Source organism: Luteibacter sp. 9133, assembly GCF_000800155.1.
GTDB classification, from domain to species: domain Bacteria; phylum Pseudomonadota; class Gammaproteobacteria; order Xanthomonadales; family Rhodanobacteraceae; genus Luteibacter; species Luteibacter mycovicinus.
This window is the reverse complement of the sequence record NZ_JUHO01000001.1, coordinates 396,978-422,679: the sequence shown is the minus strand read 5'-3', so window position 1 is coordinate 422,679 and position 25,702 is coordinate 396,978. Positions and strand designations below refer to the sequence as shown.

Here is a 25,702-nt window from a genome sequence, read left to right as displayed (position 1 = left end):
AATCCCGATGGTCTCCGCCCCGGCAACGCGACGCGCCGCCCGTTCCATTCGCCTCCTGGCCGGCCTCGCCCTTGCCGCCTGCGGACTCGCCGGTAGCCTCCGGGCCTCGGCGGAAGGTTCCGACGCGGAGCGCACGCGCTTCCGCCAGGCCTACGCGACGGCCCAGCAGGGCGGCGATGCATGGCGCGCCCAGGCCACCGGACTCGAACACTACGTGCTTTTCCCGTACCTGGAAGCCGCGTCGCTGGAGCATGATCTGCGGACGCTCGATCGCGCCCGGGTCGATGCCTACCTCGCCGCCAACCCCGGCCTCATCCCTGCCGCCGACCTGCGCCGCGACTTCCTCAACGAGCTGGCGCGCCGCAAGGACTGGGTGACTTTCACCGCGATGTACCAGCCCGGTCTCGGGGACGGACTGAGTTGTTTCGCCCTGCAGGCCAAGCTGTCGCGCGGCCAGCCGCTCGTCTTCGAGACCGACCTGGCCGACCTGTGGAAGAAGGCCAGCCTGCCGAACGCATGCGATCCGGTGCTGAGCGCCGCGCATGACCAGGGCTTGCTGACGCCCGATCGCCTGTGGACGCGGATCCAGACCGCCGCCGATGCGGGCAAGGGCGGCACGGTGGCAGGACTCGCCGCCTGGCTTCCGCCCGAAGATGCCGCTGCGGGCCAGCGCATCGCGCAGGCCCTCAACGACCCGACCAGTGCGCTGCGTGACGCGGCCACCTGGCCGGATACGCCGCGCCATCGTCAGGCCGTGACGCTCGCCCTGCAGCGCATGGCCCGCAAGCAGTCGACCGTGGCCGACAGCGCATGGACCTCGCTGGCGCCGCGCTTCTCACTGAGCGAGCAGCAGAAGGGCGCCGTTCTCAACGCCCTCGCTCTCTTCCACGCGACCGATTTCGACGAGTCGGCGCTCGATCGCCTGGTCGCGCTGCCGCCGGGTGCGCAGACCGACGCGACGCGCGAGTGGCGCGTGCGCGTCGCCTTGGCCCGACAGGACTGGCCGGCGGCACTCGCCGCCATCGACGCGCTCGCGCCTGCGCAGAAAGACGACGGCGAATGGCGTTATTTCCGTGCGCTGGTGCTCGCAAAGCTCGGACGCCAGGGCGAGGCGAAGGCCATCTACCAGAACGTCGCACAGGAGGCGACGTACTTCGGATTCCTGGCCGCCGACCGGATCGATGCCTCGTATGCCATCTGCCCCGCGACGATGGCCACCGATGAGCGTCGTGAGGCCGCGTTGTTGACGGAGCCCGGCGTCGACCGCGCTTTCGAGCTCTACTCGGTCGGCCTGCAGAAGTACGCACGTCGTGAATGGACGGCCGCGCTGGCAGGGCGGGACGCCGACACCCAACGGCTCGCCGCCGACCTCGCCTTCCGCAAAGGCTGGTATGACCGTGGCGTCTTCGGCCTGTCGTCGGGCGAGGCCCTGCGCTTGTACGAACAGCGCTTCCCGCTGGCACGCCAGGATGGTGTGGTCGAACAGGCCAGCCAGGCTGGCATCGAAGCACCCTGGGCCTACGCCATCATCCGCGCCGAGAGCGCATGGATGACGGACGCCCGTTCCGGCGCCGACGCGCGAGGGCTGATGCAGCTGTTGCCCGGCACCGCGTCTCTCGTCGCCAGGCGTAACGGGCTTGCGTGGAGCGGCGGCGACAGCCTCTACGAACCGACGACCAACATCATTCTCGGCACGCGTTATCTCTCGCAGATGGCCGCCCGGTACAACGGGGCGCCCTGGCTGGCGAGCGCCGCCTACAACGCCGGCCCGAACAAGGTCGACCAGTGGGTGAGCGCCCGTGGCTCGCTGGACCCCGACCTCTTCGTCGCGAGCATCCCCTACAAGGAGACGCGCGAATATGTCGCACGCGTGATGGCCTTCGCCGTGATCTACGATTGGCGGCTGACGGGTAATGCGCTGCCGATCGGGTCGCGCATGACACGGATCGGCAGCATGTATGCCCTGCCTAGCCCTGGCGCCGTACGTAAACCGGTCTCCTGTCCGGCGCCTTCGGTCGCCAGACCCGCACCCCCCACGGCGCCGGCTGTCACCCAGCCGGCGCCCGCCGAGGCGACCTCCGCTCCGGCCCCACAGGAACCCCAGAGCTGACTCGCTTGGCGTCGGGCGCCAAGCGGCCTAGGCTGAACTCATGAACGCTCAACGCATTGTCATCCTCGGCGGCACCGGCTTTGTCGGCGGCACGCTCGTACCCCGGCTTGCCGCCGACGGACACTCGCTTCTGTTGCTGTCACGCAACCGGGAAAACCGCCGGCATAGCGCGGTGGGTCGGCAGGTCACCACGGTCAGCGCCGACGTCTACGACCCCGCCGTCCTGCGCAGGCACATCGCGGGAGCGGATGCCGTCATCAACCTGGTGGGCATCCTCAGCGAGAGCGGTCGTCAGACCTTCCAGCGAGCGCACGTCGAACTGACCCGCCTGATCATCGAGGCCTGTCAGGCCACGGGCGTCCATCGTCTGCATCAGATGAGTTCACTCAAGGCCGGCCAGGGGCTGTCCAGATACCTGCGTTCGCGCGGTGAGGCGGAGGCCCTGGTCAAGGCGTCGACGCTCGACTGGACCATCTACCAGCCCAGCACGATTTTCGGCCCGGGCGACGGACTCGTCACACGCTTCGACAAGCTGCTGCGCGTCGCGCCCGTGATGCCGTTGCCGCGCCCGCAGGCCAAGATGGCGCCCGTCTACGTAGGCGATGTGGCGGAAGCCATCGCCCGCTCGGTCGCCAACCCGGCGATCGGCGCCTTGCGCACGTTCGAACTGTACGGGCCCGAGACCTTGACGCTGATCGACATCGTGCGTGCCATTCGTGATGCGCGTGGCCGCCGCCGTGTCGTCATCCCCATGCCTGACAGCCTCGGCCGCCTGCAGGCGGAGTTCGCGCAGTTCGTGCCGGGCAAGCCGTTCACGCCGGATAATTTCCTCTCGCTGCGTACGGATTCCGTCGGCAAGGTCGACGGCCTCGCGCAGCTGGGCATCGCGCCTCAGTCCTTTTCCGCCTGGTTGCCGCGTCTGCTCGGCCAGCCCGTTCGTCAGCGCCGCCTGGATGAAGCGCGCACCAAACGTCGGCCCTGAACGATCTTATGGATATCTACCTCGTCGGCGGCGCCGTCCGCGATCAGCTGCTGGGCCGTCCGGTCGTGGATCGCGACTGGGTGGTCGTCGGTGCCACGCCCGAAGCCATGCTCGCCGCCGGCTATAAGGCCGTCGGCAAGGACTTCCCCGTTTTCCTGCACGGAGAAACGAAAGAGGAATACGCCCTCGCTCGTACCGAGCGAAAGACGGGTCGCGGATATCACGGGTTCGCGTTTCACGCCGATCCGTCCGTCACGGTGGAGCAGGACCTCGAGCGCCGCGACCTGACCATCAACGCCATCGCCCAGCACGAGGACGGCACGCTGGTGGACCCGTTCGGTGGCGTAGGCGACATCGAGACACGCACGTTGCGTCATGTGTCGGATGCCTTCGCCGAAGATCCGGTCCGCCTGCTGCGCGTTGCGCGCTTCGCCGCACGTTACGCTCCGCTGGGCTTCACCGTAGCGGAGGACACCATGGCGCTGATGCGACGCATGGTCGACGACGGTGAAATCGACCATCTCGTTCCCGAGCGCGTATGGGCCGAGACCCGCAAGGCACTCGCCGAACCGGCGCCGTCGGTCTTCGTGCGTGTGCTTCGGGATAGCGGCGCGTTGCGCGTGCTGTTCCCGGAAGTGGACGCGCTGTACGGCGTACCGCAACGTCCCGAATACCACCCGGAAGTCGACACGGGCATCCACATCGAAATGGTGCTGGATGCCGCGGCCGCGCTCGCGCCCGGCGACGCTCTGGTCGGCTTCTGCGCCCTTACCCACGACCTCGGCAAGGCGCTGACACCGGCGGACGTCCTGCCTCGCCACATCATGCATGAGCAGCGCGGCATCGAGCCCGTGCGCGAGATCTCCGCGCGACTCAAAGTGCCGGCGGAATACGCCTTCATGGCGGAGATGGTCTGCAAACACCACCTCAACGCACACATGGCGCTCGAGCTGAAGCCGACCACGATTCTGCGCCTGCTCGAAGCACTCGGCGCGCTACGCCGACCGGAACGTCTCGAGACCTTCCTCCTTGCCTGCATGGCCGACAAGCGCGGCCGCGGCGGCAACACTGACGCCCCCTACCCGCAAGCCGATTTCCTGCGCGCCTGTCGCCAGGCCGCCGCGGCCGTTACCTCACAACCCTTCGTCGAAAAAGGCCTGCAAGGCCCGGCGATCGGCGAGGCCATGAAAAAAGCCCAGGCGTCAGCCATCGCGTCGGTGCTTAAGCCTTAAAGCCGAGCCCCCTGATCCGCCGCCAACACCGCAACCGGCAACGCCGCCGGATCCACGCCCTTGGCGAACATCATCACCTGAAACCGCTCCCCCATCTGATCGGGCAGCGTCAGCTTCTTCACTTCCTGCGACAGACGAAAGCGCGCCGCCTCATCGCTGAGCCGCAGGTAATCGTCCTCGAAGAACTCCTGCATCCCCGCCGCGATCAGAAACTGCGCCTGAGGGAGATACGCGGCGACACCGAACCCGGCGTTATTTCCCGCCTCCGCAAGCGCCGTGAAGTCGACCGATGCCGTCAGATCCTGCAGTCCCGGAAGAAAGAACGCGTCGCCATGCGCACGATGCCGATAAAACGCACGCAGCGTCCCGTCGGTGCGCTCAGGCAGGTAGTACTCACTGCGGGTGTAGCCGTAGTCGGCGAACACCATCGCGCCACGGCGCAACGTGCCCGCCACCGCCTGCATCCAGTACGGCAGCTGCGGAAGAATTTCCGTCCGGTAACCCGCGTCGAATTCGCGCCCGAGGTCACGCTCCACGTGACGGACGGCGCCGCCGACAAGCGCATCCGCCGGACGATCGCTACGCATGAAGCGGCCATCGCCGTCGAGGATCACGTACTCCTCGTAGATTTCTCCGTCGCGCGCGGTAAACCGCGTCGTCGGCAGCGCGTCGATCACTTCGTTAGCGAAGATCACGCCGTCCCACTCCTCCTCGAGTGGACCGTCGAGCCATACGGTACGTGCCGCAAGCCCGGCAGGAAGGTTCGCATGCAGTCGTTCGCGCTGACGCTCGCGCAGGTCGGCGCTGGGTTCCAGGATCATGAATCGGCGTGGCACGACACCCGCTGCCTCGAGCGCCAGCAGGGCCGCCTCGGCGAACGCGCCGCTGCCGCCGCCGATCTCGAGAAAATCCGCGTCGGGGCCGAGCGACGCCAGCACCGGCTCGAACGCGCGCACGACGCAACGCGCGAACAAGGTCCCCAGTTCCGGTGCGGTGACGAAGTCGCCGTCCGCGCCGAACTTGGTCTTGCCGGCGCTGTAATAACCGAGGCCAGGAGCGTAAAGGCAGCGTTCCATGAAACGAGAGAACGGCATCGGCCCGTGGGCCGCGATCTCCTCGCGCAGGAGGCTGGTCAGGTGCTCGGAATGAGCGCGCTCGTCGGCGCTGGGTTCGGGAAGCCGGGTATTCATGCCTTCAGGATAAACGAAGGCATGGCCCCGTTGCAGCGGAGCGCTCCCCGGGGATGCGAAGCCCCCGGGAAGCGCCCGGACTCAGAAGTCCTGCTGTAGCGACAGGAACACGCCGCGGCGCGGACCGAACTGCGGCGCACCGACGCCGATGCCGGAACCGTCACGGAGTTCGTACGTGCGATCCAGCGCATTGACCAGAGCCAGCTGCGTGTGGGTAGCACCGAGGCTGGTGAGGTTGAAGTCGTGCGCCACGCTCAGGTTGAGCTGAAAGTACGACGGCATCGTGTCGCCGTTGGGCACGAGGCCGTCGCGGCGCAGGCCGGAACCGAACAGGTAGTCGGCACCGATGCGCGTGCTGTCGGCGAACGCGTAGCTGACGCCGCCCGACGAGGTGTACTTCTGGTCGTGATCCAGGTGGATGAAGTGGTCCTGGATGTAGGCGAGATCGTCCGGATCGAAGTTGTACTGACCCGTGATGATGCGCTTGCCGACGGAACGGTTGTACGCGAAGTTGAAGTACGCGGTCAGTGCGCCGCCATTGTAGTTCAGGGTGAACTCGTCGCCCTTGACCTTGCCCTGGTCGTAGTTGAAGGTCGAGTAGACCACGGCGGCACCGAACTGGCCTTCGTCCTGGATGCGCGCGACGTGACGCAGATAGCTGTCGATGCCGACGGTCCACTGGTCACCCAGCTTCTGCGAGATGCCCACGTCGTAATAGCTGCTGCGCTCGGCCAGGGGCGTGTCGTTACCGTTGTCCGGCAGCGCGTTGGTCGTGCCGTTGAACTTGGCGATGGAGGTCGGGCTGATCGACTCGCTGGCCGGCGGCGTGAAGTAACGCGAGTAACCGGCGTGGATCGTCGTGCTGTCGGTCGGCTGATAGACGACACCGAGGCGCGGGCTCAGCTGGCTTTCCGGCTTGAACGCATCGTAGCGATCCGCGCGCGCACCGTAGTTGACCGTCCACTTGTCGCCGATGCTCCACTCGTCCTGCAGGTACAGGGCATAGGTGCGGGCCAGGATGCGGCTGCTGTCGAGGATGTTCATCGGCGTGGTCGACGTCTGATTGCCGTCGGCATCGGCCGGGAACACCAGCGCATTATTGCTCGACGTCGCGCGCTCGAACTCACCGTAAACGCCGTAACGCAGCGTGTGGTTGTCGCCCAGCGGCGTGGAGAAGTCCGCCTGCAGGGTGGTCGCGCGGTTGGCGCGGTGGACGTCCGATGCGACGCCGTTGAACATCAGGTCGCCGATGTCGTCCGGCGTGAAGTTCAGACCGCTGTAACGTTCGCCGGCCGAGACCTGGTAGGCGGTGCTGCCCATCTTGCCCTGCAGGCTGAGGATGCCGAAGCGCGTCTTCTCCGACTGACGCTCGTTGAGCTGTGCCGAGTCGAAGTCGGTCACGTCGAGGTAACCGAACTGCGGCGACTGGCCGGGATTGTTCGGGATCTCGAAGCGGTTGTTGGTCGCGCCGAACATGAAGCTGAGGCGCGTGTCGTTATTGATCAGGTACGAGATGTCGCCGAATGCCTTCACCTGGTTGGTGTGGTCGTGGATGGCCTTGCGGCTCGAGGTCGGGTTTTCGATACCGACATCGTTCTCGAGGTAGTTGGCGGTCAGGAAGAAGCTCCAGTCGTCCTTCTTGCCGAACAGCGTGGCATTCGGGTTGAGCGTGCCGAACTGGCCGCCGGTGATACCGACACTGCCGCCGATGCCGTCCTTCGCCGTGCGGGTGGTGATGTCGACGATGGCCGCGGTGCGCTCGCCGTACTGCGCGGGCAGCGCGCCGGTGAGCAGCTTCACGCTGTCGATCATGCGGGCATCCAGCGTCTGGCCAAAGCCGCCGATGCTCTCGGGGATCAGCACGCCGTTGATGCGGTACTGCAGGTTGGCGTGGTCGCCACGCACATGCAGCTGGCCGTAGGAATCCTGCACCACGCCCGGCGCCTGAAGGACGACCTGGTTCAGCGGCGTCGAATCACCCAGCGGCAACGCCTGGATCGTCTGGCGATCCATGACGTACTGGCTGCTGCCGGTGTCGGGCGAAAGGCTGTTACGCGCCGCGTCGAGCTGCGCGCTGACATCCACTTCGCCCAGATTCGTGGTTTTTTGCGGCGGAGCCGGGTCATCGGTCGCGAAGGCCGGAGCGGCGGACAAGGCAAGGGCGATGCAGAGTGCAAGGCGAACGGGTGTCATCAGGGACTCTTCTTGGCAATGTTATAACGTAACTACCTGCGGCCGCAGGAAGGGGGAATTGGGCGAGGCGACTATGAGGTCTGGACCTTTCGAGCCGCTTTCATCCTTGAGATTTACCTCAAAGCATACACCCGCCCGTTGCGCCGCAACATGCGACCCGCCGCCCCGCCCCGATCAAACCCGGCTCCTTGTAGGAGCCAGCCCTGCTGGCGACCCACCCCGCCTCAAGGCTTCATGACCGACTCACGCTCCCACCCCCACCATTACCTCCATCGAATCCCAGGGAGCACACATGGCGAAGAACGACGCCACCTCCACCTCGAAAGAAATCATCGCCGTCGTCGCCGACCGCGCCGAAAGCCCCGTCGCCAAAGCCATCCTCGAGTTCGTCAGCCGCATCCCCGACAGCGACGTCCCCCGTGCCGCAAAGGGCACCGTCGAGGACGAATGCCGCCGCCTCTCCAGCGCGGCAGCGAACAAGGCGGGTCTCACCGCTGGTTCCCTCGCCCTGCCGCCGGGCCCGCTCGGCTGGCTGACCGTTCTCCCCGAACTCGTCGCCATTTGGCGCATCCAGGGCCAGCTGGTCAGCGACATCGCCGCCGCTTATGGCAAAACGGCGAAGCTCGGCCAGGAACAGATGCTCTGGTGCCTGTTCCGCCACACTGCCGCGCAGGCCTTCCGTGACATCGCCATCCGTATCGGCGACCGCCTCGTCTTCCGTACGGCCGCCACCAGCGTCCTCCAGCGTCTCGCCGGTCGCATCGGCGTCAGCGTTTCGAAGCGCGCCGTAGGCAAAGGCATCTCACGCTGGCTGCCCATCGTCGGTGCACTAGGCGTCGGCGCCTACGCCTACTACGACACCGGCCAGGTCGCCAAAACCGCCATGGAACTCTTCAGCGGCGAAATCCACATCGAAGGCGACGACACCCCGGACGGCAGCGGCAGCAAGAAGTCCTCGCGCAACGAGCCGAAAGGCGAGCCAGCGCCACACACCTCGGGCGCCGCCGACCCAGTGGCAGCCAGCTCCGCTGGCGAAACCCCGCCTGGCCCCACCGCCAGGCGAGCCGCAGCCTCTGCAGGAGCCAGCCTTGCTGGCGATGCGCCCAAAGGGCGCTCCCGCAAGGCAGCAACAAAAAAACCGGCCACCCCCAAACGCGCCACCGCCAAAAAGTCCGCCTCCCGCAAAGCCACCCCCACCATGGTCGCCAAGGCATCCACCAGGAAAGCGACAAAGAAAACCGCCGCCCGCCGCACGCCCGCAAAGAAACCAGCTGCCCGCAAAATCAAACCCGCGACGTGACGACAGCGCCCGTTTACGGCAAGCTCCCCACCGATAGAACAGGGAGTCGCACGTGAACAAGCAACCGGTCGTCCTCGTCACCGGAGGCGCACGCCGCGTCGGCGCCGCCATCGTGCGTCACCTGCACGCGTCAGGCTGCGACGTCGCTATTCACTATCGTCAATCGGCAGACGAAGCCAAAGCTCTGTCGCGGGAGCTCAACGCTGCGCGCCCTGAAAGCGCCGCCATCTTCGCCGGCGCTTTGGAAGACGACGCCACACCCGACATACTCATCGCCAGCGTCACCGACCACTTCGGCCGCCTCGACGGACTGGTCAACAACGCATCGGCGTTCTACCCGACGCCGATCGGCGACACCACGGCAGCCCACTGGAACGACCTGTTTGCCGCCAACGCGCGCGCACCGTTTTTCCTCGCACAGGCAGCGACTCCCGCCCTTCGTAAAGCGCGCGGATCGATCGTCAACATCGTCGACATTTACGCCGAACGTCCGCTTGCCGGACACGCGGTGTACTCGATGGCGAAGGCCGCTCTGAACATGCTCACGCAGGCGCTGGCCAAAGACCTCGCACCCGACGTCCGCGTCAACGCCGTCGCACCCGGCGCCATTCTCTGGCCCGAGTCCGGCAAGCCCGAAGAAGCCGCCGATGCGCTCATCGCCAAAACACCGCTCGGCCGCAAAGGCGAGCCCACCGACGTCGCCGAAGCCGTGCGCTGGCTGCTGATGGACGCGCACTACACCACCGGCCAAGTCATCCGCGTCGACGGCGGCCGCGCACTCAACATCTAATTCGCGGTAACGCAAGGGCTACGTGATAGCACCGGCAGGGTTCGCTCCCACCGGCATCGGTTGGCTTCCAGCATCTACAAATGAAGAAGGCCCCGAACGTGGTCGGGGCCTTCCTCGTCATCACAGCGGTGCCTTAGTTCTTCTGACGAAACGCCGATTCCAGCAGAGCGCGGTCGAAGCCCTGACCCGGGTCGCCTTCCGTCGCGAAGCGATACAACGCAGCGGAGTAGACGCCGTGCATCGCCGCCTGAAACAGGCTGAGCACGACGAGACTGACAACCGCCGCGACGCCGACCGTGATCATCAACGCCACCGAATGCGTCGCGACGGCACCGAAGAACAACACGGCGCTGGCGAAGATCAGGCAGAAGGTGAGGATGCCACCGGCGAGGCCGATGCCGGCGTTGCCGATCAGGTTTTCGCCCCAGGTTTCCTTCAGCAACGAGGTGCTGCGCTTCACCGCGTCCACCGGGCCGATGTCCTGCGCGGCGAGCACCGGCACGACGAGGAAGGTGGCGACCGTCCAGCCGAAGCCGAGGATGCCGGCGACGATGCGGCCGACGAAGCCGAGACGTTCCTGCAGCGCACGCAGGATCATGCCGACCGTGGCGGCGATCAGGGCATATCCGATGATGTTCGGCAGCTTGCCCATCGCGGCGCGGAGGCCGTCACCGAGCGTCGGGTTGCCACCGTTGAGACGGATCATGGCGGCGGAGGCGAGCGCGACGTTGAAGAAGATCACCACGCCATACTGCACGAAGTAAAACGCGAAGCTGACCAGCATAAAGAGCGGCGAAACGTGATGGCGCTGGCCTTCGAGATCGACCTGATTCGATCCGACCATGGCGATCACCGGCCAGGCGAAGGTCGCGATGACCAGAAGCGAGGCGAGACCGGCCAGGAGTGGAAAGAGCATCAGCTCCTTGTCCTGGCGGAGGATCGTGGCGCTGGACTTCATCAGTGCCCAGCTGCGTGCGAACTTACCCATAACCTTTCCTTAGAACCCCTTGGTGGAACGCGTTGTATCACCTTGGCTGGCCAGCCGCCACCGGAGGCTGTCACGGGACAGGACGTCCAGACCGACGGCTTTCTCAGGCAACGGCGACCGTGCAGGCCTCGTCGACCACCAGCGGCTCACTCTCCGCCGGAAAGGCAGCCCAGAGTTCGCCCAGCGTCCGTCCATCCACAGGGTGGCGCACGTCCGGCGCGATATCCGCCAGCGGTTTAAGCACAAACGCATGCCGAAGCTCGCCCCGTGGCAGCTCCAGGTGCCCCTTCCCGCTAAGGACCAGATCGTCATAAAGGACGATATCGACATCCAGCGTCCGGTCGGCGTAACGCTCGCCACCCCGAACCCGTCCATGCCGATCTTCAAGCGCATGCAGCCAGTCATTGAGCGCTTCCGGCCCCAGGTCGCTGTCCAGGGCCACCGCGAGGTTGAGGAAGTCCGGCCCATCGAAACCGACAGCCGCACTGCGATACACCTGCGACACATTCAGCGCGCCGAAGCGCGCCCGCAACTCGGCGACCGCCGCACCCAGCCAGCGCGCAGCGTCGATGTTGGAACCGAGACTCAGATACGCGCGGCCCATGTCAGTCCTCCGCCGCGACCGGCGTCACCACGGCGGCCGAGCGCATGGACGCGAAGCCCTCGCGCAGATCCCCACCCGACGGCTGCTGGAACGGCCGCAGCCCGAACTCGGGAAGGATCGCAATCAGATGATCGAAGATATCCGCCTGGATGCGCTCGTAGTCGAGCCACACCACCGTATTGGTGAACGCGTAAATCTCCAGCGGAATGCCCAGGGCACCCGGATCGCGCATACGCACCATGCGGGTCATCTTGTCGTGCACATCGGGATGTGCCTTGAGGTACGCATCCGCGTAAGCACGGAACGCACCGATGTTGGTCTGGCGACGGCGATTGACCGGCAGCTTGCCGGCGTCACCCAGCGCTTCGTTCCAGCGACGGATGTCTTCGCGCTTTCGCTCGAGATAGGCGGTCAGCAGATGCATCCTGCCGAAACGCTCGAGCTCCTCGTCCTCGAGAAACCGCACGCCCGCCGCATCGATGAACAGCTCGCGCTTGATCCGCCGGCCACCGGAATCCTGCATGCCGCGCCAGTTCTGAAACGACTCGGCGATCAGCCGCCAGGTCGGCACCGTCACGATGGTGCGATCGAAATTGCGCACCTTGACCGTATGCAGCGTGATGTCGATAACATCGCCGTCGACACCGGCGGACGTCATCGTGATCCAGTCGCCGACGCGCAGCATGTCGTTGGTGCTTAGCTGGATTCCGGCGACGAAGCCGAGAATCGTATCCTTGAATACCAGCAGCAACACCGCCGACATCGCGCCTATGCCGGACAACAGCAGGCCGATGCTCTGATGGGTGAGTTTGGTGATCACCAGGACGAGGGCGACGATCCACAACGCCAGCTGCAGCAACTGCACCACGCCCTTGATCGAACGCTTGCCCGCCGGCGTGGCGCTGTACAGCGATTCGAATGCGATCAGTGCGCGACCCAGCGACGCGATGACGCAGACGATCATCCAGCAGACCGCGAGGTTGCGGATGAAGGCACCCATATCGTCGTCGGCGATCGAGAGGAACATCCCGATGCCGTAATAGACGACGATGGCCGGCAGCATGCGCGCCAGCCAGCGGAACGCGCCGTACTCATAGAGCGCGTCGTCCCAGCGCCAGGCGGTATGACGGGTGGCGACACGTACGACGCGATGCAGGAACACGCGGCCAAGCAGACCAACCAGCCAGGCCACGACGAACAGGCCTGCGACGAAAGCCACCCGCTTCAGCTCGGGGGACGCGACAAAGTCTTCCATGACGGTCAGTGTTTTCTCGAAGTGGATCATTCCGGTCGGGTGCCACGCTCGATGCGGACACCCACGGCCTTCGCCCCGCGTACGGCACCGGGCTTGGACAGCTTCAGGCGAACCCACGACACGCCGAACTCCTCACGGACGATCTCGGCGCAGCGCTCGGCCAGTGTCTCGACCAGGCCGAAGCTGGACGACTCCACATACGTCTGCAGGCGTTTGGAAATCGACTTGTAGTTCAGCGTCTCGTTGATGTCGTCACTGGCGGCCGGCTTGCGGTTGTCGAAAGCCATTTCGAGGTCGAACGACAGCGTCTGCCGGATCCGGCGCTCCCAGTCGTAGATGCCGATGACCGCGTCGATGCGCAGGTCTTCGATGAAGACGATATCCATGAGGGGTTCTGGTGGTGCGAAGGGGCGTACAGGGTCGGCGACCGGGGCGTTTTGTGCAACATACGCCCCGGTTGATCGCGCGCGGGGCACGCTCCTACAGGGACGTCAGGCGGCCGGAAGGGTTTCGAGACTCCACCGCGGGTGCACCTGAATCGTGCGGTCCTGCTGCTGACCCGCCGCGAGGCGAATCGCTCCTGCCAGCGCGATCATCGCGCCGTTGTCGGTGCAGAACGCCAGCCGTGGGAAATACACCCGGAAACCGTCTTTCGCACCCGCTTCGGCCAGCTGCTCCCGCAGACGCTTGTTGGCACCGACGCCACCCGCGATTACCAGCCGTCTGGCACCGCTGGCCTCGAGCGCCCGGCGGCACTTGATCGCAAGGGTGTCGACGATGGCTTCTTCAAAGGCCCGCGCGATATCGGCACGGGTCTGATCCGTCTTGTCCGAGGCCTGCCAGGCCAGCAGGACCTGGGTCTTCAGGCCGGAGAAACTGAAATCGAGCCCCGGGCGGTCGGTCATCGGCCGGGAGAAGCGGAAACTCCCCGGCGTGCCCTGCTCCGCCAGCCTGGCCAGCGCGGGACCGCCGGGGTACGGCAGACCCATCATCTTGGCGGTCTTGTCGAAGGCCTCACCCGCCGCGTCATCCAGCGTGTCGCCAAGAATCCGGTACTCGCCGATGGCCTTCACCTCGACCAGCATCGAGTGGCCGCCGGAGACCAGGAGCGCCACAAAGGGCGGTTCCGGCGGGTCATCCTCCAGCAAAGGCGCCAGCAGGTGACCTTCCATATGGTGAACACCGATGGCCGGCACGCCGAGCGCCCAGGCCATGGCGCGGGCCGCCGACGCCCCCACCAGCAGGGCACCCACAAGGCCGGGGCCCGCCGTGTAGGCCACGCCACCGAGATCCGATGGTGTCAGACCCGCGTCCTTAAGTGCTTCTCGCACAAGGGGAAGTAGCTTACGGACATGGTCGCGACTGGCCAGCTCGGGCACCACGCCGCCGTACTCGGCGTGCAGGGCGATCTGGCTGAACAAGGCATGGGAAAGCAGGCCACGGCCCGGCTTCTCCGGGTCCCAGCGCAGAAGGGCGACGCCCGTTTCGTCACAGGACGTTTCCACACCTAACACGGGCTTTGAATTTTTCGAATCGATCACGTTATAATCCACGGCTCACCCGGGTAGACGGGTCAGTTTAAACAAGTGGAGTTTCCATGCCGAGCGTTAAAGTCCGCGAGAACGAGCCGTTTGAGCTTGCCCTTCGCCGCTTCAAGCGTACGTGCGAGAAGGCTGGCGTCCTGGCCGAAACGCGCAAGCGCGAATTTTACGAAAAGCCCACCCAGGAGCGTAAGCGTAAGCGCGCTGCTGCCGTGAAGCGTCACCTCCGCCGTCTGTCTCGCGACACGACGCGCCGGACCCGCATGTACTGATTGCCTCCCCGGCCTCACGGTCGGGTGTTGGATCCGCGGCTGGCGCGTTCGCCCGCTGCCGCCGCAATCAGGCGGAAAACCGAGCCGGCTTCGCCGAAAGGCGGAGCCGGCTTTTCGTCGTCCCGGAGAAATGCCATGAGTCTGAAAGCCAAGATCACCGAAGACATGAAGGCCGCCATGAAGGGCGGCGAGAAAGACCGTCTGGCAGTTATCCGCCTGATGCAGTCCGAGATCAAGCGACGCGAAGTCGATGAGCGGATCGAGCTGGACGATAACCAGGTCCTGGCCGTCCTCGAAAAGATGCAGAAGCAGCGCCGCGACTCGATCGAGCAGTTCGACAAGGCGGGTCGTACGGACCTGTCGACCATCGAGCGCTATGAGATGAGCGTCATCGAGACCTACCTCCCTGCCAAGCTCAGCGACGCCGAGCTGGACGACGTGATCACCGCGGCGATCGCCGAGACGGGTGCGACGACCGCCCGGGATATGGGCAAGGTCGTGGCGCTGGTGAAGGAAAAGGCCGCCGGGCGTGCCGATATGGGCGCGGTGGCCGGTAAGGTTAAGGCCAGACTCGCCTGACCCAGTACTTGTAGGAGCGCGCCCCGCGCGCGACCCGAGCCCGACGCAAAGTTGGCTTCGCGCGCAGGGCGCGCTCCTACAGGCCTCGCCGTTTCACGGCGAGCCTACACATTTGTGAGCATGCTCCGCACCGCGGCTGGCAGGACGTTCCTCCGGCGCTCGACGGAGAGATCCCATGCTCAAGTACGCCATTATTTTCGGCCTCATCGCCCTGGTCACCGGCGCCCTCGGCTTCAGCCGGATTTCGGGCATCGCCGGCACGATCGCCAAGGTCTGCTTCGCCATCTTCCTTATCCTGTTCGTGATCGCGATCCTGGCGGTCATCGGCGTCTTCCACCTGGCGTTCTGATCGCCCGATAAGGGAATGCGGACTCCATACGGAAGCGGATGCGTGGCATCCTAGGCGACTGATGCGTGGCCGTATTCCCGACAGCTTTATCGATGAACTGCTGACCCGCGTCGACATCGTCGACGTGATCGAGCGGCGCGTCCCGCTGAAGAAGGCAGGGCGCGAATGGACGGCGTGCTGCCCGTTTCACAACGAGCGCTCGCCGTCGTTCTACGTCAGCCCGCAGAAGCAGTTTTTCCATTGCTTCGGCTGCGGCGCCCACGGCAGCGCGATCAAGTTCATCATGGACTACGACCGGCTCGAGTTTCCCGACGCGATCGAGGAACTCGCCCAGTCCGCCGGCCTGAAAGTGCCCTACGAGGGCGGCCGTGACGATAAGCCACGGGAAGACCGCAGCGACCTCTACACCCTCCTCGACGAAGCGGCCAGCTTCTACCAGCGCGAGCTGGGCAGCAGCCCCGAGGCGAAGGCCTACGTCGACGGCCGTGGGCTGGACGAGGAGATCGTCAAACGCTTTCGCATCGGCTGGGCGCCCGCTGGCTTCGACGGCGTGATGAAGGCGCTGGGCACCAATGACCGTCGGCGCCAGCTGCTCAACGAAGCGGGCATGGTCGCCAGCAACGAGCGCGGCAACAGATACGACCGGTTCCGCGAACGGGTCATGTTCCCCATTCTGGATCGCCGCGGCCGGGTCATCGCCTTCGGCGGCCGCGTGCTGTCGTCCGAGCAGAGCCCCAAGTACCTCAATTCGCCGGAGACCGCCCTGTTTCACAAGGGCAAGGAACTGTTCGCGCTGTGGCAGGTGAAGCAGGCGCACCAGCAGGTCACCCGGATCATGGTGGTCGAGGGCTACATGGACGTCATCGCCCTGCATCAGGCCGGACTGCCCATCGCCGTGGCCACACTGGGCACCGCGACCACGCCGGACCACGCGGAAGTCCTCTTCCGTGCCGCCCCCGACGTCTATTTCTGCTTCGACGGTGACCGTGCCGGTAAGGCCGCCGCGTGGCGAGCGCTCGAATCGGTGCTGCCGCGCATGCGCGACGGCCGCCAGGCCCACTTCCTGTTCCTGCCCGACGGGGAGGACCCGGACACTCTGGTCCGCAAGGAAGGCAAGGAAGGCTTCGAGAAGCGCATGAAGGACTCCATGCCGATGTCGGAGTACTTCTTCGAGGAACTGGCCCGGGACGTGGACGTGACCCGCCTCGACGGCCGCGCCCGCCTGGCCGAGCGGGCCCGCCCGCTGATCGCCAAGCTGCCCGATGGTGCCTTCCGCGATCTCATGGGCCAGGAGCTGGAGCGCCGCACCGGCGCCCGTGCCGTACTGGAGCCTGAGCCGCCGGCCCCGCGCCAGGACGCCAACCGCCCCACCAACGTCCAGCGCAGCCTGGTCCGCAGCGCGATCACCCTGCTGCTCGCCCAGCCCGATCTGGCCGCCGAAGTGGAGCCACCCTACCCCTTTCTCCGCCTCGACCGGCCTGGCGTCGCGCTGCTGGCCGAGCTGCTCGATGTGGCCCGCGCGCGTCCCGGCATCCGCCCGGCCGTGCTGGTCGAGTACTTCATGGAGCGTCCGGAGTACGCCTCGCTGCAGAAGCTGATGTCGGCCGAGGTCATCGGCGAGCCGGAGATGCAGCGCGTGGAGTTCCACGACGCGCTGATTCAGATGGAGCGCCAGGCGACGACACAACGCCGCGAGTACCTGATCTCCCGGGTTCGCGAAGGCGTGCTGGACGACACCGAGAAGGCGGAACTGCGCGTTCTCCTGGCGGCCCGCGCCGCGCCGGCCCGCACGGCGGGCGAATGATGCGGCGCACCGCTCTCATAACACGATCCATGGGATCATCCCCGCCTCGTTCCTCGAAGGGACCGGCCCCAGCCGGCTTTACGCGCCACTGATGGATCTACTCAACGACCTCGTCGATTTTTTCGGAAGGAACGGCTACGCCGCCGTTTTCTTCGCGCTGATGCTTTGTGGCGCGGGCATCCCGCTGCCCGAGGACATCACTCTCGTGGCCGGCGGCATCATCACCGGGCTCGGCTATGGCGACGTCCACACCATGGTGGGTGTCGGCATGGCGGGCGTGCTGTTCGGCGACTCCACGATGTTCCTGCTCGGCCGGCATTTCGGGGGACGGATCATGAGCTGGCGTGTCGTTGCCCGCCTGCTCACCCCCGAGCGCTATGCGAAAGTGCAGGAGAAGTTCGAGAAGTACGGCAACCGCATGATGTTCGTGGCCCGCTTCCTGCCGGGTATGCGTACCGCGGTGTTCATCACCGCCGGTGCCACTCATCGCGTGGGCTTCTTCCGCTTCCTGCTGCTCGATGGACTTGCCGCCGCCATCAGCGTGCCGATCTGGGTGTATCTGGGTTACTTCGGCGCGCATAACCACGAATGGCTGTCAATGTGGATCCATCGCGGGCAGACGGGGATTTATCTGGCCATCGCCGCGGCAGTGATCGGGCTGGGCGTCATCTGGTGGCGAAAGCACAAATCTGCGGACGAGCGCTAAGCCTCCGTAGTGAATCGCGGCGGGTCACCTACAACGAACGGTCTATATCACTGCCTGAATCCAACTGCTAGCGTCCTGATACGCGACGTTCCGTCGCCTTAACCAAGGGAAGGATCCCTGATGAGCAGCGACAGCGACGTCACGAATGCTCCATCCGCCGCCACCATCGACGCGGCTACGTACAGCGCACTCTTCGCCGAGGATGCGAATCTGCTGACGGTGGCAGGAGCCGTCGACGACGAGACGGGCCCGGTGGCTTATCTCAGCGACTTGTTTACGTTGAGCAGCCGGCTCGAAGAGGGCGCCGCCCCCGAAAAAGCCTGCCTGCTCGCGATGCGACGACCAGACCTTCCCGACCTCGCTCTCGATAGCGCGGCGCTCCGTCGGGAATATTGCACGCTCGATCTCGTTAACGAGCTGCTGGAGAAGCGCATTGTCCTGTGCACCGGCAGCTCCACTAGCGTCCAGGAGCGCATGGTCAGTGCCACGACACCCATCGGGCTCCCCTATGACGCGCCATGGAATCGCGTACTCAGCATCCTCCACCTGCGCGGCATCCCGCTATGGCGGGCAGTACGCCATTCGGACCCGGAATTCCCGGCATTCGTCGCCACGGAGAAACCCAGTAAAGGCTTGCGCGACGCAGTGACGATGGGCTGCGGCTTCTCTCCCGCCGTGCGCAAGATGTTGATCGGGCCAGCCGTGACGACGGATGCGTCCGCGGCAGCGTTGTTCAGCAAAAAAGCTGGCGCCACCCTTGGCGAACTGAGCGCGGTGAAGACGCTCATGGAAGCCACGGGACTGAAACGTCGTGATGTACGCCATCTTCTGGCCGTCGACGGCGTTGCCAAGGAAGCCGATGCAGCCACCGCTGTGTCCCTCGCCCGATACGCTCCCGACGGCACGAGCAAGCCGTCCAGCAAAGCGTATGGCGCTGCGTTTATCAATGCAGGCGCCGGCCCGCTATGGATAAAACAGCGTGCCGGATCCGCCGACGCCATGGATACGGAAATCGCCGGACTAACAGCCACGCACATGGATCGCATGCAGCGCCTGCTGCAAGTCCGCACGCGCCTCGACGTTTCGTACGCCGAAGCCGACCTGCTGCTTCGCAGCGCGCTCGCTGCAGAGAAGGCAGCGGCGGATACCTTACCGACCGAGCAGACGCTACGCGCACTAGGCCTCTACGGCCATCTGAAAGCCAGCACAGAGATCACTCCGGACGGCTTCGCCGCGCTTATCGGGAACCTCCCCGTCTATGCGATCGGTCGTACGCCTGCGCTACTCGACAGCCTGATCAAGGTAACCAACAAGCCGTTCACGGCAGACGACACCGCAGCGCTCGCCACCGCACTGCGCATCGACACCACGTTGCTGGAACAACTGTTGCAACGTGTCGAAGCGGTGCAGAAAACAAGGGCGTGCACGCTGCCAGTGATCTCCGCCTGCTACCGCCTGACGTCGCTACCGCGTCTGCTCGGCCTTAGCATCGAAGAAGGACTCGCCATGTTGGACCTGCTCGAGCAGCAGACCAACGGTTACAACGCCCAGATCGCGGGTAACCCGTCTATAACCAGCTCGCTGGATGCTTTCGACATCCTCGATGTCATACCGGCCATCTGGAACGCGGCCGACTGGGCCCGGCAGCACCATCTTTCGTTTATTAAGCTCAAGCCGCTCTGTGACGACACGGCGCCGACCACCGCCACCAACGCCTGGTTGGCGGCTCTTGCCGATGCTGCCCAATCGCTGTCGACCAGTCGGCTGGATACGCTGACGATCAAGAAGCTCATGCGAGACACCGAGGTCGACTACGACCTCGGTGGAAAAGCGTGGAGCGAGGTCCTGAACGAGTTCGTGGACAACAACGGACTGATCCTTCCCGCCGCACAGGCCATGCAGAGTCCAGCCCTGCGTATCAAGCTGTCCGGGCTTCTGACGAAGCTGAAAAAGCCTGACACCGTATCGCCCGTCGAGGACTACGTGTCAAAACTCGGCAATGCGATCGCCGATACCGCCGCGTCTCAGAACGAGGTCGCGAGTCAATTGCTGCGCACGGCATTCGCACTTGACGTCGCCCAGGCCCCGGCCGTCCTGACCTGGGCCGGCGTCAGCGGTTACCAGTTGCTCGGCGACGCCATGATGGCTCTGAACAACCGCGTCGATGGTGACGCGGACGCAAGCACATTCTCCAGCGACATGACGCAGCGCTGGCATCGGGTTCACCGTATCGCTTCGGTGGTCCGCATGTTCGGCCTCAGCGGCACTTGTATCGATGGCCTCGTCGCTCATCCGGAATGGTTCAACCTGCGGAGCCCTGACGGCAAGCCGACACATTCGATCAGGCTTGACATGCTCTATCGTTTAAGCCGCTACCGCGACTGGGTGGGAACGCTTGCAACTGGCTTCGACGAGCCAGATGCATTGGCGTACCTGAAGCGCACCCATGAAAAGGAGTCGCCTGCCATTGACGAAGCGGCAGCGAACCTGGCCAGACTGCTTGGCGCCACCCCCACGGAGATCCGCGAGCTCTCCAGGAGCATCGGAAAAAAAGCCGTTGCCGGCATCGCGGGAGACGTGGCGGACATCGACTATGTCATGCGTTTGCTGGCCTTGCAGCGGGAGCTGGGAATTTCAGTCGCCACGCTGAAGGATCTCAATGACATGAAGGAGACGCCGGACGCGCCGCAGGTCGAGCGCGTGGCTGCGGGCCTGAGTACCACCCTGGACGCCTCCCAGCGTACCGCCCTGGATGGCACGCTCGCGGAAGCCTGGCGCGACGCACTGTGCACGTGGCTTTTGCATTTCGGAAGCTCGCAGCCCGTACCACTGCCGGAGATGGTGCGCCGTGTCGACCTGTCCGCCTACTTGCTCACCGACGTCGAAGTGGGAAGCGAGCCTCGTACGACGCGTGTCGCCGCCGCCATCGCCAGCCTGCAGCAGTACATCCATCGCGTGTATGCGCGCCTGGAGGATGGCTATGCATGGCAGGAACACTTCGTCAGCGAACGCAAGGCGTGGCGAGCCTGGCGCAGCCAGTTCGGCTCGTGGCAGACCTACAACACGATGAAGCGCCAGCCATCGGGCTTTCTCGATCCATCCCGCCGGAGCAGCAAATCAAGCCTGTTCGAGGCTTTTGAGAAACTCGTGGGGCAGGGTAAGTTCGCTGCCGACGAGATTCAGACCGCTATGCTGACTTACCTGGCCGGCTTCGAGCGCGTCAGCAATATCCAGCCGCTATCCGCGTATCACGACGGGGTGGATCCTCAGAACGACACGTTTCACTTCATCGGCCGATCAAACGTGGAGCCGGCGGAGTATTACTGGCGCACACTGGACATGTCGATCCGGGACACCCGAGGCGCACCCAGTATGCTGGCCTGGGGAGAATGGCAGAAGATCACGCTGCCCGCCACGGGCGTCATCGTGCAGACACCTCTCAACAAGGAAACGAGCGCCAACTTCGGCAACGACCCGCGAACCTCGATCGATGCGGTTCGCCCGGTCGTCATTGCAGGGCGCCGATACATCGTGTGGCTGGAGCGTGACGGCACCGCCGCGAACTTCGACAACAAGACAAGCGACGTCTATGTCTTCCGGCTGTGTTACGCCTACCTGCAGACCGATGGTCAATGGAGCACGGCCAACGAGCTTATTCGGCTCGACGGCACCGATCCGGCGGGTCGGCCTGAACGGTGCGGTGGCCAACCTGACAAGACCCTGATGAAAACGCTGAGTTACCAACCCCGCATTGTCGTGATGGTGGACGAAAGCGGCCCACGTACGGACGATCCCTGGCTGGTCGCTCTACTGGTCACACGCGATACCGACGTGTCCTGGAAGAAGAAAAAGGCCACCTACGCGCGCAACAGCGATTACTACATCGCCGCAAAGGATCTTCTTCTCGTCGAAACGCGGGAGATCGATACAGACGACCCTGTCGGACGCCCACGCGAGGCAAAGCTCGTCGACCGGTGGAGCAGGATGTTCGACGACCCCAGGGTCATTCAGCATCGATATGTGGGAGCTGCCACCATCATACGCGACGAGTTAGCTGGCGAAAGCCAGAACGTCATTGCGGATGAAAAGTTGAATCGGACGTTGACCAAACTTAAAGATGAATGGAAGGCAGAAGCCGAAGCGATTGCGAGCGCGGATGAAAAGGATAAAGAGGCTCTGCGTGACAGATATTTCAAAGCTCCTTTCTCAGAACCTCTTCACATTCCTTTTATCAAATTAGATTCCGCGGCGAACGGGGATCGGATACGTGTCTTGTACGGGATAGAAGGGAACATGGCGTTACCGTCTTTACCTAGCGATATGCCGTCTACCGACAGCTACGATACGAACCTCTGGCTCTCACCGTCGAAGCCTGGCTACCTCCAGCTGAGAAGATATAGCAGAGCACCCGGAAAAATGGCCGAGTTGACTTTCTCGGACGGATCGAGCCGCTCACTTTCCTTCGCAAAGTGGTCCGGTAACTTTGGTTACTATTCTTACCAGGAAGCAAAAAGCTTGCTGGGCTCGGTAAGTGTCTATAACCGGGACTTCCGGTATTCGATGGGGCGGTGGGAGTGGAACTTTCCAACCTCCGGGATTGCTTTGGCTGACACGCTCGTTCGCGTTACCGATAGTAAGGGTGCGGAACTTGCACAATTCGTATGTAAGGCTGGTGACAGTCTCGCCGCGTTGACGAGTGAATTCTTCGTGGAGCGAAGCAAGCTCAACGATCCATTCGAAATCACGGTGACGCTCAGCCGCCTGAAGCCCAAGTCGGAACCATATGCCACGCGAATTGCGCGCCTGGCGATTGTCGACCTGCTGGCGGACGAGCTTCAACCCGACGATGGTGTGCCGTCGGTCGTCATGCGCTGCAATGCGTCGCGCATACATAGCCTGGACTTCACTGAGGCGAATCGTAAGGCGCAAGGAGGGAGCACGCTGCCACCGACAGCGATTCCCCTCAGCACCCTTTTCGGCAAGCGCCTCGTTGCCTTGGCCACACACTCCGTTCAGCGCGTGCTCGCCTGGCGCACGCAAACAATGGAAGAGCCTGGCGCGACCAGCGATGCCTCGCCGTCGCCCATCGACTTCGGTGGTTGCAACGGCGTGTATTTCTGGGAGCTCTTCTTCCACGTCCCATGGCTGGTCGCATGGCGTCTTCGCGAAACAAGGCAATTCCGCCTTGCTGAGGAATGGTGTACGAGGCACCTGTTCGATCCGCAGCGCGGTTTGCCTGATGGCGGTAATGGTATGTCGAGGTACTGGAATGCCGTGCCGCTCACCCTCAAGGGCGGTGCGCTCGCCAGCCAGACCTATGTGCAGGATCCGGATGCATTGGCCGACTTTAACTTCGACCACTATCGCCGCGCGACGTTCCTTTTCCTCGTCGAGCTATGGCTCGCCGAAGGCGACAGTTTCTACCGGCAAATGACGCGCGACGCACTGGTGGAGGCGTGGCTGTGTTACGAGAAGGCATTGCGTCTTATCGGTCGGCTACCGGAACCGTTAGCCCCGGAGCGGTGGCAGGTAACCGAACTGAAGTCGCTGTCGATGGAAGCCCTGCATGCCTCGCCAGACCGGCGGATCACGCAGGCTCACCGGAATCTCGTACGTCGCATGGACAACCTACGCCATGGCTTGACCCTCGACGGCAAACCCGGGTTACTTCCCCTGTACGCGGGCGAGACCTCACTCAATTACCTGCTCAATCCGCGCACGGGCTCATCGAGCCAGGGCAGGCCATCCCGGACGCTGACCGCGCCGGGCTACCGATATGGCGAGATCATGCCCAAGGCCCGGGAGGCGGCGGCTTGGTTGACGGAGATGGGCCAGCAACTGTTCCACGTGTATGAGGCGGAGTTCGACGCCGAACTGGCGGTCATGCAGCAGAAGAACCTTATCGATCTTCACCGCTTCACCATCAATCTTCAGAGCAACGGGCTCACGTCCGCACGAGCCGAGCGACTAAAGCTTGAGCGCGGTCGTGACCTTCTCCTCGAGCGCAAGAAGCATTTCGAACGGTTGGTGGACAATGGCCTTTACCACGCCGAGGCCGCTGGCTTCGTGCTCGGCACGACGGCCGGTTTCTTGCGCACCCAGGCCGGGGTGTTCGGCAGCGTCGAGAAAGGGAGCGAAGTCTATCCGACCATCTTCGGGGTGGCCTCAGGGGGTGCTAAGCCAGGAGCCATCGCCGGCGCAGTGAGCCAGGCCGTGAAATACGCGGCCGACATGATGGACGTGGCGGCTCAGGCGGCTTTCAAAGAGGCCGAATTCGCTCGCCGCACGGCGGAATGGAAATTTGAGATTGCGACCGCCAAGGCCGAGTTGTCGGTCTGCGACAGCGAGATAGCGGTGCAGGACCTTGCGGTGGCGGCGGCGGGTCTTGCGCTGGAGGAAGCCCAGACCAAGCTGCGCCTCATGGATGACGAATACGTATTCATGACGACTGGCTTCGCCATCGGGCCGACCTATCACTGGATGATTTCCCAACTGACATCGATTTATTCGATGGCATATGACGCGGTCTTCGCACTGTGCCTGGATGCGGAGGCTGCTTACCAACGCGACACGGGCGATTTCACCAGCGAGTTTGTCAGTTCCGCAGCGTGGTCCGACAAGTGGAAAGGCATGCTGGCCGGCGAATCGTTTCAACGCGACCTGCTGATGATCGACTCCGCTTACCTTCGCAAAAACGAGCGGCGGATACTGGTGGAGCGAGACATATCGCTGGCGGGGCTGAAGGGTGGCGATGACGTCACGGCGCTGCGCCATGGGCTGTCCGGCAGGGGCTTCGCGTTCTCGCTGCCGTCGCTGTTGTTCGATCAGGATTATCCGGGACATTACCTGCGCCAGATCCAGCATGTTTCGGTCACGCTCGTCCTGAATGGCGTGGAGGCCGTCGATCCCACGTGCCACGTACCCGCTTTACTCACACAGATCAGCAGCACCATCCTTACTGAGGCGGACACGAAAGCACTCGAACGCCTCTACAAACCCGAGACCGGCACACACGAGGCGCTACGCACCTCTGTGCGGGCCAATCAGCAGACCGCGGTGTCGACACGGACCGCCGACGCGCTGACGGCGGAAGGTGAGAGCGTGCTGGCCTCGCTGCTTTTTGACGATTGCCGGCTACTGCCCTTCGAAGGCACGGGCGCCATCTCAACATGGCGACTGGAGCTGCCCGGCATCAGGACCGGGTGGGAGACGGTGCTGGGCAAAGGCGCCTCGCGACTCACCGACGTCATTTTCCGCGTCAAGTACACGGCTCGTGATGGGGGAGCCGCATTCGCGGCCGCAGCCAGCGCCCTTGCGAACACAGTCGGCAGCAAGGTTCTGGGCCGATCTCCGCTGGCCAGCCCGGTGGCGACATATCAGGAGAATCCAGCCGAGATCGACCCCGCGATAGCAGTGGCTTTCTTTAAGAACTTCTACGAGATCATCGTTGGCACCACGAAGTTCGGTCCCCAGGCCAAGGCTGCCAGTGTTGCCGCTTACTACCGAAAATCCATGCCGGATGCCATTGCGAACGATACGACGCTGGCCATCCTCGGCTCGTTAACGTCGCGCGTTACAGGGCAATACGCCATCTTCGATATCGTCCTGGCCATGGTAAGCGAGGACGGGACGTTGCTGGACGAAGCTTCGACCGATACCAGGGGAGGGGTATACGACCGCGTTGTGGTGGACATCTCGGATGCGGCGTGGAAAATCACCGAGCACGCTCGTTCGAATCATCCCTTTGACGAATGACCCGAAGCCGATCGTGAACACTGGCGGTACCACGTCAGGGCGTGGATACCGC

18 protein-coding genes are annotated in these 25,702 nt (G+C 64.2%); 11 read left to right on the top strand and 7 right to left on the bottom strand.

Going from position 1 to position 25,702, the window contains the following annotated elements:
- Window positions 1–7 precede the first annotated feature (7 nt).
- Genes FA87_RS01570 through FA87_RS01560 form a run of 3 tightly spaced genes read left to right on the top strand, consistent with a single transcriptional unit; the run spans window position 8 to window position 4,324 of the window.
- Window positions 8–2,110 carry a transglycosylase SLT domain-containing protein gene (locus FA87_RS01570; RefSeq protein ID WP_043691937.1) on the top strand — a complete coding sequence of 701 codons (2,103 nt, stop codon included), beginning with the start codon at window positions 8–10 and terminating at the stop codon, window positions 2,108–2,110.
- Between the two features lie 40 nt (window positions 2,111–2,150).
- Window positions 2,151–3,092 carry a complex I NDUFA9 subunit family protein gene (locus FA87_RS01565; protein ID WP_043691935.1) on the top strand — a complete coding sequence of 314 codons (942 nt, stop codon included), beginning with the start codon at window positions 2,151–2,153 and terminating at the stop codon, window positions 3,090–3,092.
- An 8-nt stretch (window positions 3,093–3,100) separates the two neighbouring features.
- The gene (locus FA87_RS01560; RefSeq protein WP_036116375.1) at window positions 3,101–4,324 is read left to right on the top strand and encodes a multifunctional CCA addition/repair protein; all 1,224 of its coding nucleotides are present in this window, start codon (window positions 3,101–3,103) and stop codon (window positions 4,322–4,324) included.
- Here the strand turns inward: FA87_RS01560 and FA87_RS01555 are convergent.
- A complete protein-coding gene (locus FA87_RS01555) occupies window positions 4,321–5,514 on the bottom strand; it encodes an SAM-dependent methyltransferase (RefSeq protein ID WP_043691932.1) in 1,194 nt (397 codons plus the stop codon). The two genes, FA87_RS01560 and FA87_RS01555, sit on opposite strands and share 4 nt — an antisense overlap.
- 81 nt (window positions 5,515–5,595) lie before the next feature.
- The gene (locus FA87_RS01550; protein ID WP_036116378.1) at window positions 5,596–7,707 is read right to left on the bottom strand and encodes a TonB-dependent receptor; all 2,112 of its coding nucleotides are present in this window, start codon (window positions 7,705–7,707) and stop codon (window positions 5,596–5,598) included.
- Window positions 7,708–7,999: 292 nt separating this feature from the next.
- On the opposite strand from FA87_RS01550, the gene FA87_RS21050 reads away from it, so the two are divergent.
- Window positions 8,000–9,007 (top strand): hypothetical protein, encoded by a 1,008-nt coding sequence (locus FA87_RS21050; protein WP_239708943.1) that lies wholly within the window; start codon window positions 8,000–8,002, stop codon window positions 9,005–9,007.
- Window positions 9,008–9,059: 52 nt separating this feature from the next.
- Window positions 9,060–9,797, top strand: a complete 738-nt coding sequence (locus FA87_RS01540; RefSeq protein ID WP_043691925.1) for a pteridine reductase — start codon at window positions 9,060–9,062, stop codon at window positions 9,795–9,797.
- 133 nt (window positions 9,798–9,930) lie between these two features.
- On the opposite strand, the gene FA87_RS01535 is transcribed toward FA87_RS01540, so the two are convergent.
- The 5 genes from FA87_RS01535 to tsaD all read right to left on the bottom strand — a co-directional run bounded on the left by FA87_RS01535 (window position 9,931) and on the right by tsaD (window position 14,158).
- Window positions 9,931–10,785, bottom strand: a complete 855-nt coding sequence (locus FA87_RS01535) for a DUF6159 family protein (protein WP_036116382.1) — start codon at window positions 10,783–10,785, stop codon at window positions 9,931–9,933.
- Window positions 10,786–10,888: 103 nt separating this feature from the next.
- Window positions 10,889–11,389 (bottom strand): 2-amino-4-hydroxy-6-hydroxymethyldihydropteridine diphosphokinase, encoded by a 501-nt coding sequence (gene folK, locus FA87_RS01530; protein ID WP_036116383.1) that lies wholly within the window; start codon window positions 11,387–11,389, stop codon window positions 10,889–10,891.
- Between the two features lies 1 nt (window position 11,390).
- Window positions 11,391–12,644, bottom strand: a complete 1,254-nt coding sequence (locus FA87_RS01525) for a mechanosensitive ion channel domain-containing protein (protein WP_156108808.1) — start codon at window positions 12,642–12,644, stop codon at window positions 11,391–11,393.
- 26 nt (window positions 12,645–12,670) lie between these two features.
- Window positions 12,671–13,030: a dihydroneopterin aldolase gene (gene folB, locus FA87_RS01520; protein ID WP_036116385.1), complete on the bottom strand. Its 360-nt coding sequence runs from the start codon at window positions 13,028–13,030 to the stop codon at window positions 12,671–12,673.
- Between the two features lie 105 nt (window positions 13,031–13,135).
- A complete protein-coding gene (gene tsaD / locus FA87_RS01515) occupies window positions 13,136–14,158 on the bottom strand; it encodes a tRNA (adenosine(37)-N6)-threonylcarbamoyltransferase complex transferase subunit TsaD (RefSeq protein ID WP_036129334.1) in 1,023 nt (340 codons plus the stop codon).
- An 83-nt stretch (window positions 14,159–14,241) separates the two neighbouring features.
- On the opposite strand from tsaD, the gene rpsU reads away from it, so the two are divergent.
- The 6 genes from rpsU (at window position 14,242) to FA87_RS01485 (ending at window position 25,650) form a co-directional block, all read left to right on the top strand.
- Complete coding sequence (rpsU, locus tag FA87_RS01510; protein WP_029213735.1) at window positions 14,242–14,457, top strand: 30S ribosomal protein S21; 216 nt, start codon at window positions 14,242–14,244, stop codon at window positions 14,455–14,457.
- A gap of 135 nt (window positions 14,458–14,592) precedes the next feature.
- Window positions 14,593–15,036, top strand: coding sequence for a GatB/YqeY domain-containing protein (locus FA87_RS01505; protein ID WP_036116389.1), 444 nt, complete (start codon window positions 14,593–14,595; stop codon window positions 15,034–15,036).
- 175 nt (window positions 15,037–15,211) lie between these two features.
- Window positions 15,212–15,385 carry a DUF1328 domain-containing protein gene (locus FA87_RS20140; protein WP_036116391.1) on the top strand — a complete coding sequence of 58 codons (174 nt, stop codon included), beginning with the start codon at window positions 15,212–15,214 and terminating at the stop codon, window positions 15,383–15,385.
- 61 nt (window positions 15,386–15,446) lie between these two features.
- The gene (dnaG, locus tag FA87_RS01495) at window positions 15,447–17,189 is read left to right on the top strand and encodes a DNA primase (protein ID WP_036116393.1); all 1,743 of its coding nucleotides are present in this window, start codon (window positions 15,447–15,449) and stop codon (window positions 17,187–17,189) included.
- A 91-nt stretch (window positions 17,190–17,280) separates the two neighbouring features.
- A complete protein-coding gene (locus FA87_RS01490) occupies window positions 17,281–17,895 on the top strand; it encodes a DedA family protein (RefSeq protein ID WP_036116396.1) in 615 nt (204 codons plus the stop codon).
- Window positions 17,896–18,015: 120 nt separating this feature from the next.
- On the top strand, window positions 18,016–25,650 hold the full coding sequence (locus tag FA87_RS01485) for a neuraminidase-like domain-containing protein (RefSeq protein ID WP_043691916.1): 7,635 nt from the start codon (window positions 18,016–18,018) through the stop codon (window positions 25,648–25,650).
- The last annotated feature ends 52 nt before the right edge of the window (window positions 25,651–25,702 follow it).

Bases quoted from the DNA above. Each gene is read 5' to 3' on its own strand.
- rpsU (WP_029213735.1), top strand. From the start codon at position 14,242: ATGCCGAGCGTTAAAGTCCGCGAGAACGAGCCGTTTGAGCTTGCCCTT.
- folK (WP_036116383.1), bottom strand. From the start codon at position 11,389: ATGGGCCGCGCGTATCTGAGTCTCGGTTCCAACATCGACGCTGCGCGC.
- folB (WP_036116385.1), bottom strand. From the start codon at position 13,030: ATGGATATCGTCTTCATCGAAGACCTGCGCATCGACGCGGTCATCGGC.
- FA87_RS01560 (WP_036116375.1), top strand. From the start codon at position 3,101: ATGGATATCTACCTCGTCGGCGGCGCCGTCCGCGATCAGCTGCTGGGC.
- FA87_RS01570 (WP_043691937.1), top strand. From the start codon at position 8: ATGGTCTCCGCCCCGGCAACGCGACGCGCCGCCCGTTCCATTCGCCTC.
- FA87_RS01490 (WP_036116396.1), top strand. From the start codon at position 17,281: ATGGATCTACTCAACGACCTCGTCGATTTTTTCGGAAGGAACGGCTAC.
- FA87_RS01555 (WP_043691932.1), bottom strand. From the start codon at position 5,514: ATGAATACCCGGCTTCCCGAACCCAGCGCCGACGAGCGCGCTCATTCC.
- dnaG (WP_036116393.1), top strand. From the start codon at position 15,447: ATGCGTGGCCGTATTCCCGACAGCTTTATCGATGAACTGCTGACCCGC.
- FA87_RS01505 (WP_036116389.1), top strand. From the start codon at position 14,593: ATGAGTCTGAAAGCCAAGATCACCGAAGACATGAAGGCCGCCATGAAG.
- FA87_RS01535 (WP_036116382.1), bottom strand. From the start codon at position 10,785: ATGGGTAAGTTCGCACGCAGCTGGGCACTGATGAAGTCCAGCGCCACG.
- FA87_RS20140 (WP_036116391.1), top strand. From the start codon at position 15,212: ATGCTCAAGTACGCCATTATTTTCGGCCTCATCGCCCTGGTCACCGGC.
- FA87_RS01550 (WP_036116378.1), bottom strand. From the start codon at position 7,707: ATGACACCCGTTCGCCTTGCACTCTGCATCGCCCTTGCCTTGTCCGCC.
- FA87_RS21050 (WP_239708943.1), top strand. From the start codon at position 8,000: ATGGCGAAGAACGACGCCACCTCCACCTCGAAAGAAATCATCGCCGTC.
- FA87_RS01525 (WP_156108808.1), bottom strand. From the start codon at position 12,644: ATGGAAGACTTTGTCGCGTCCCCCGAGCTGAAGCGGGTGGCTTTCGTC.
- FA87_RS01565 (WP_043691935.1), top strand. From the start codon at position 2,151: ATGAACGCTCAACGCATTGTCATCCTCGGCGGCACCGGCTTTGTCGGC.
- FA87_RS01485 (WP_043691916.1), top strand. From the start codon at position 18,016: ATGAGCAGCGACAGCGACGTCACGAATGCTCCATCCGCCGCCACCATC.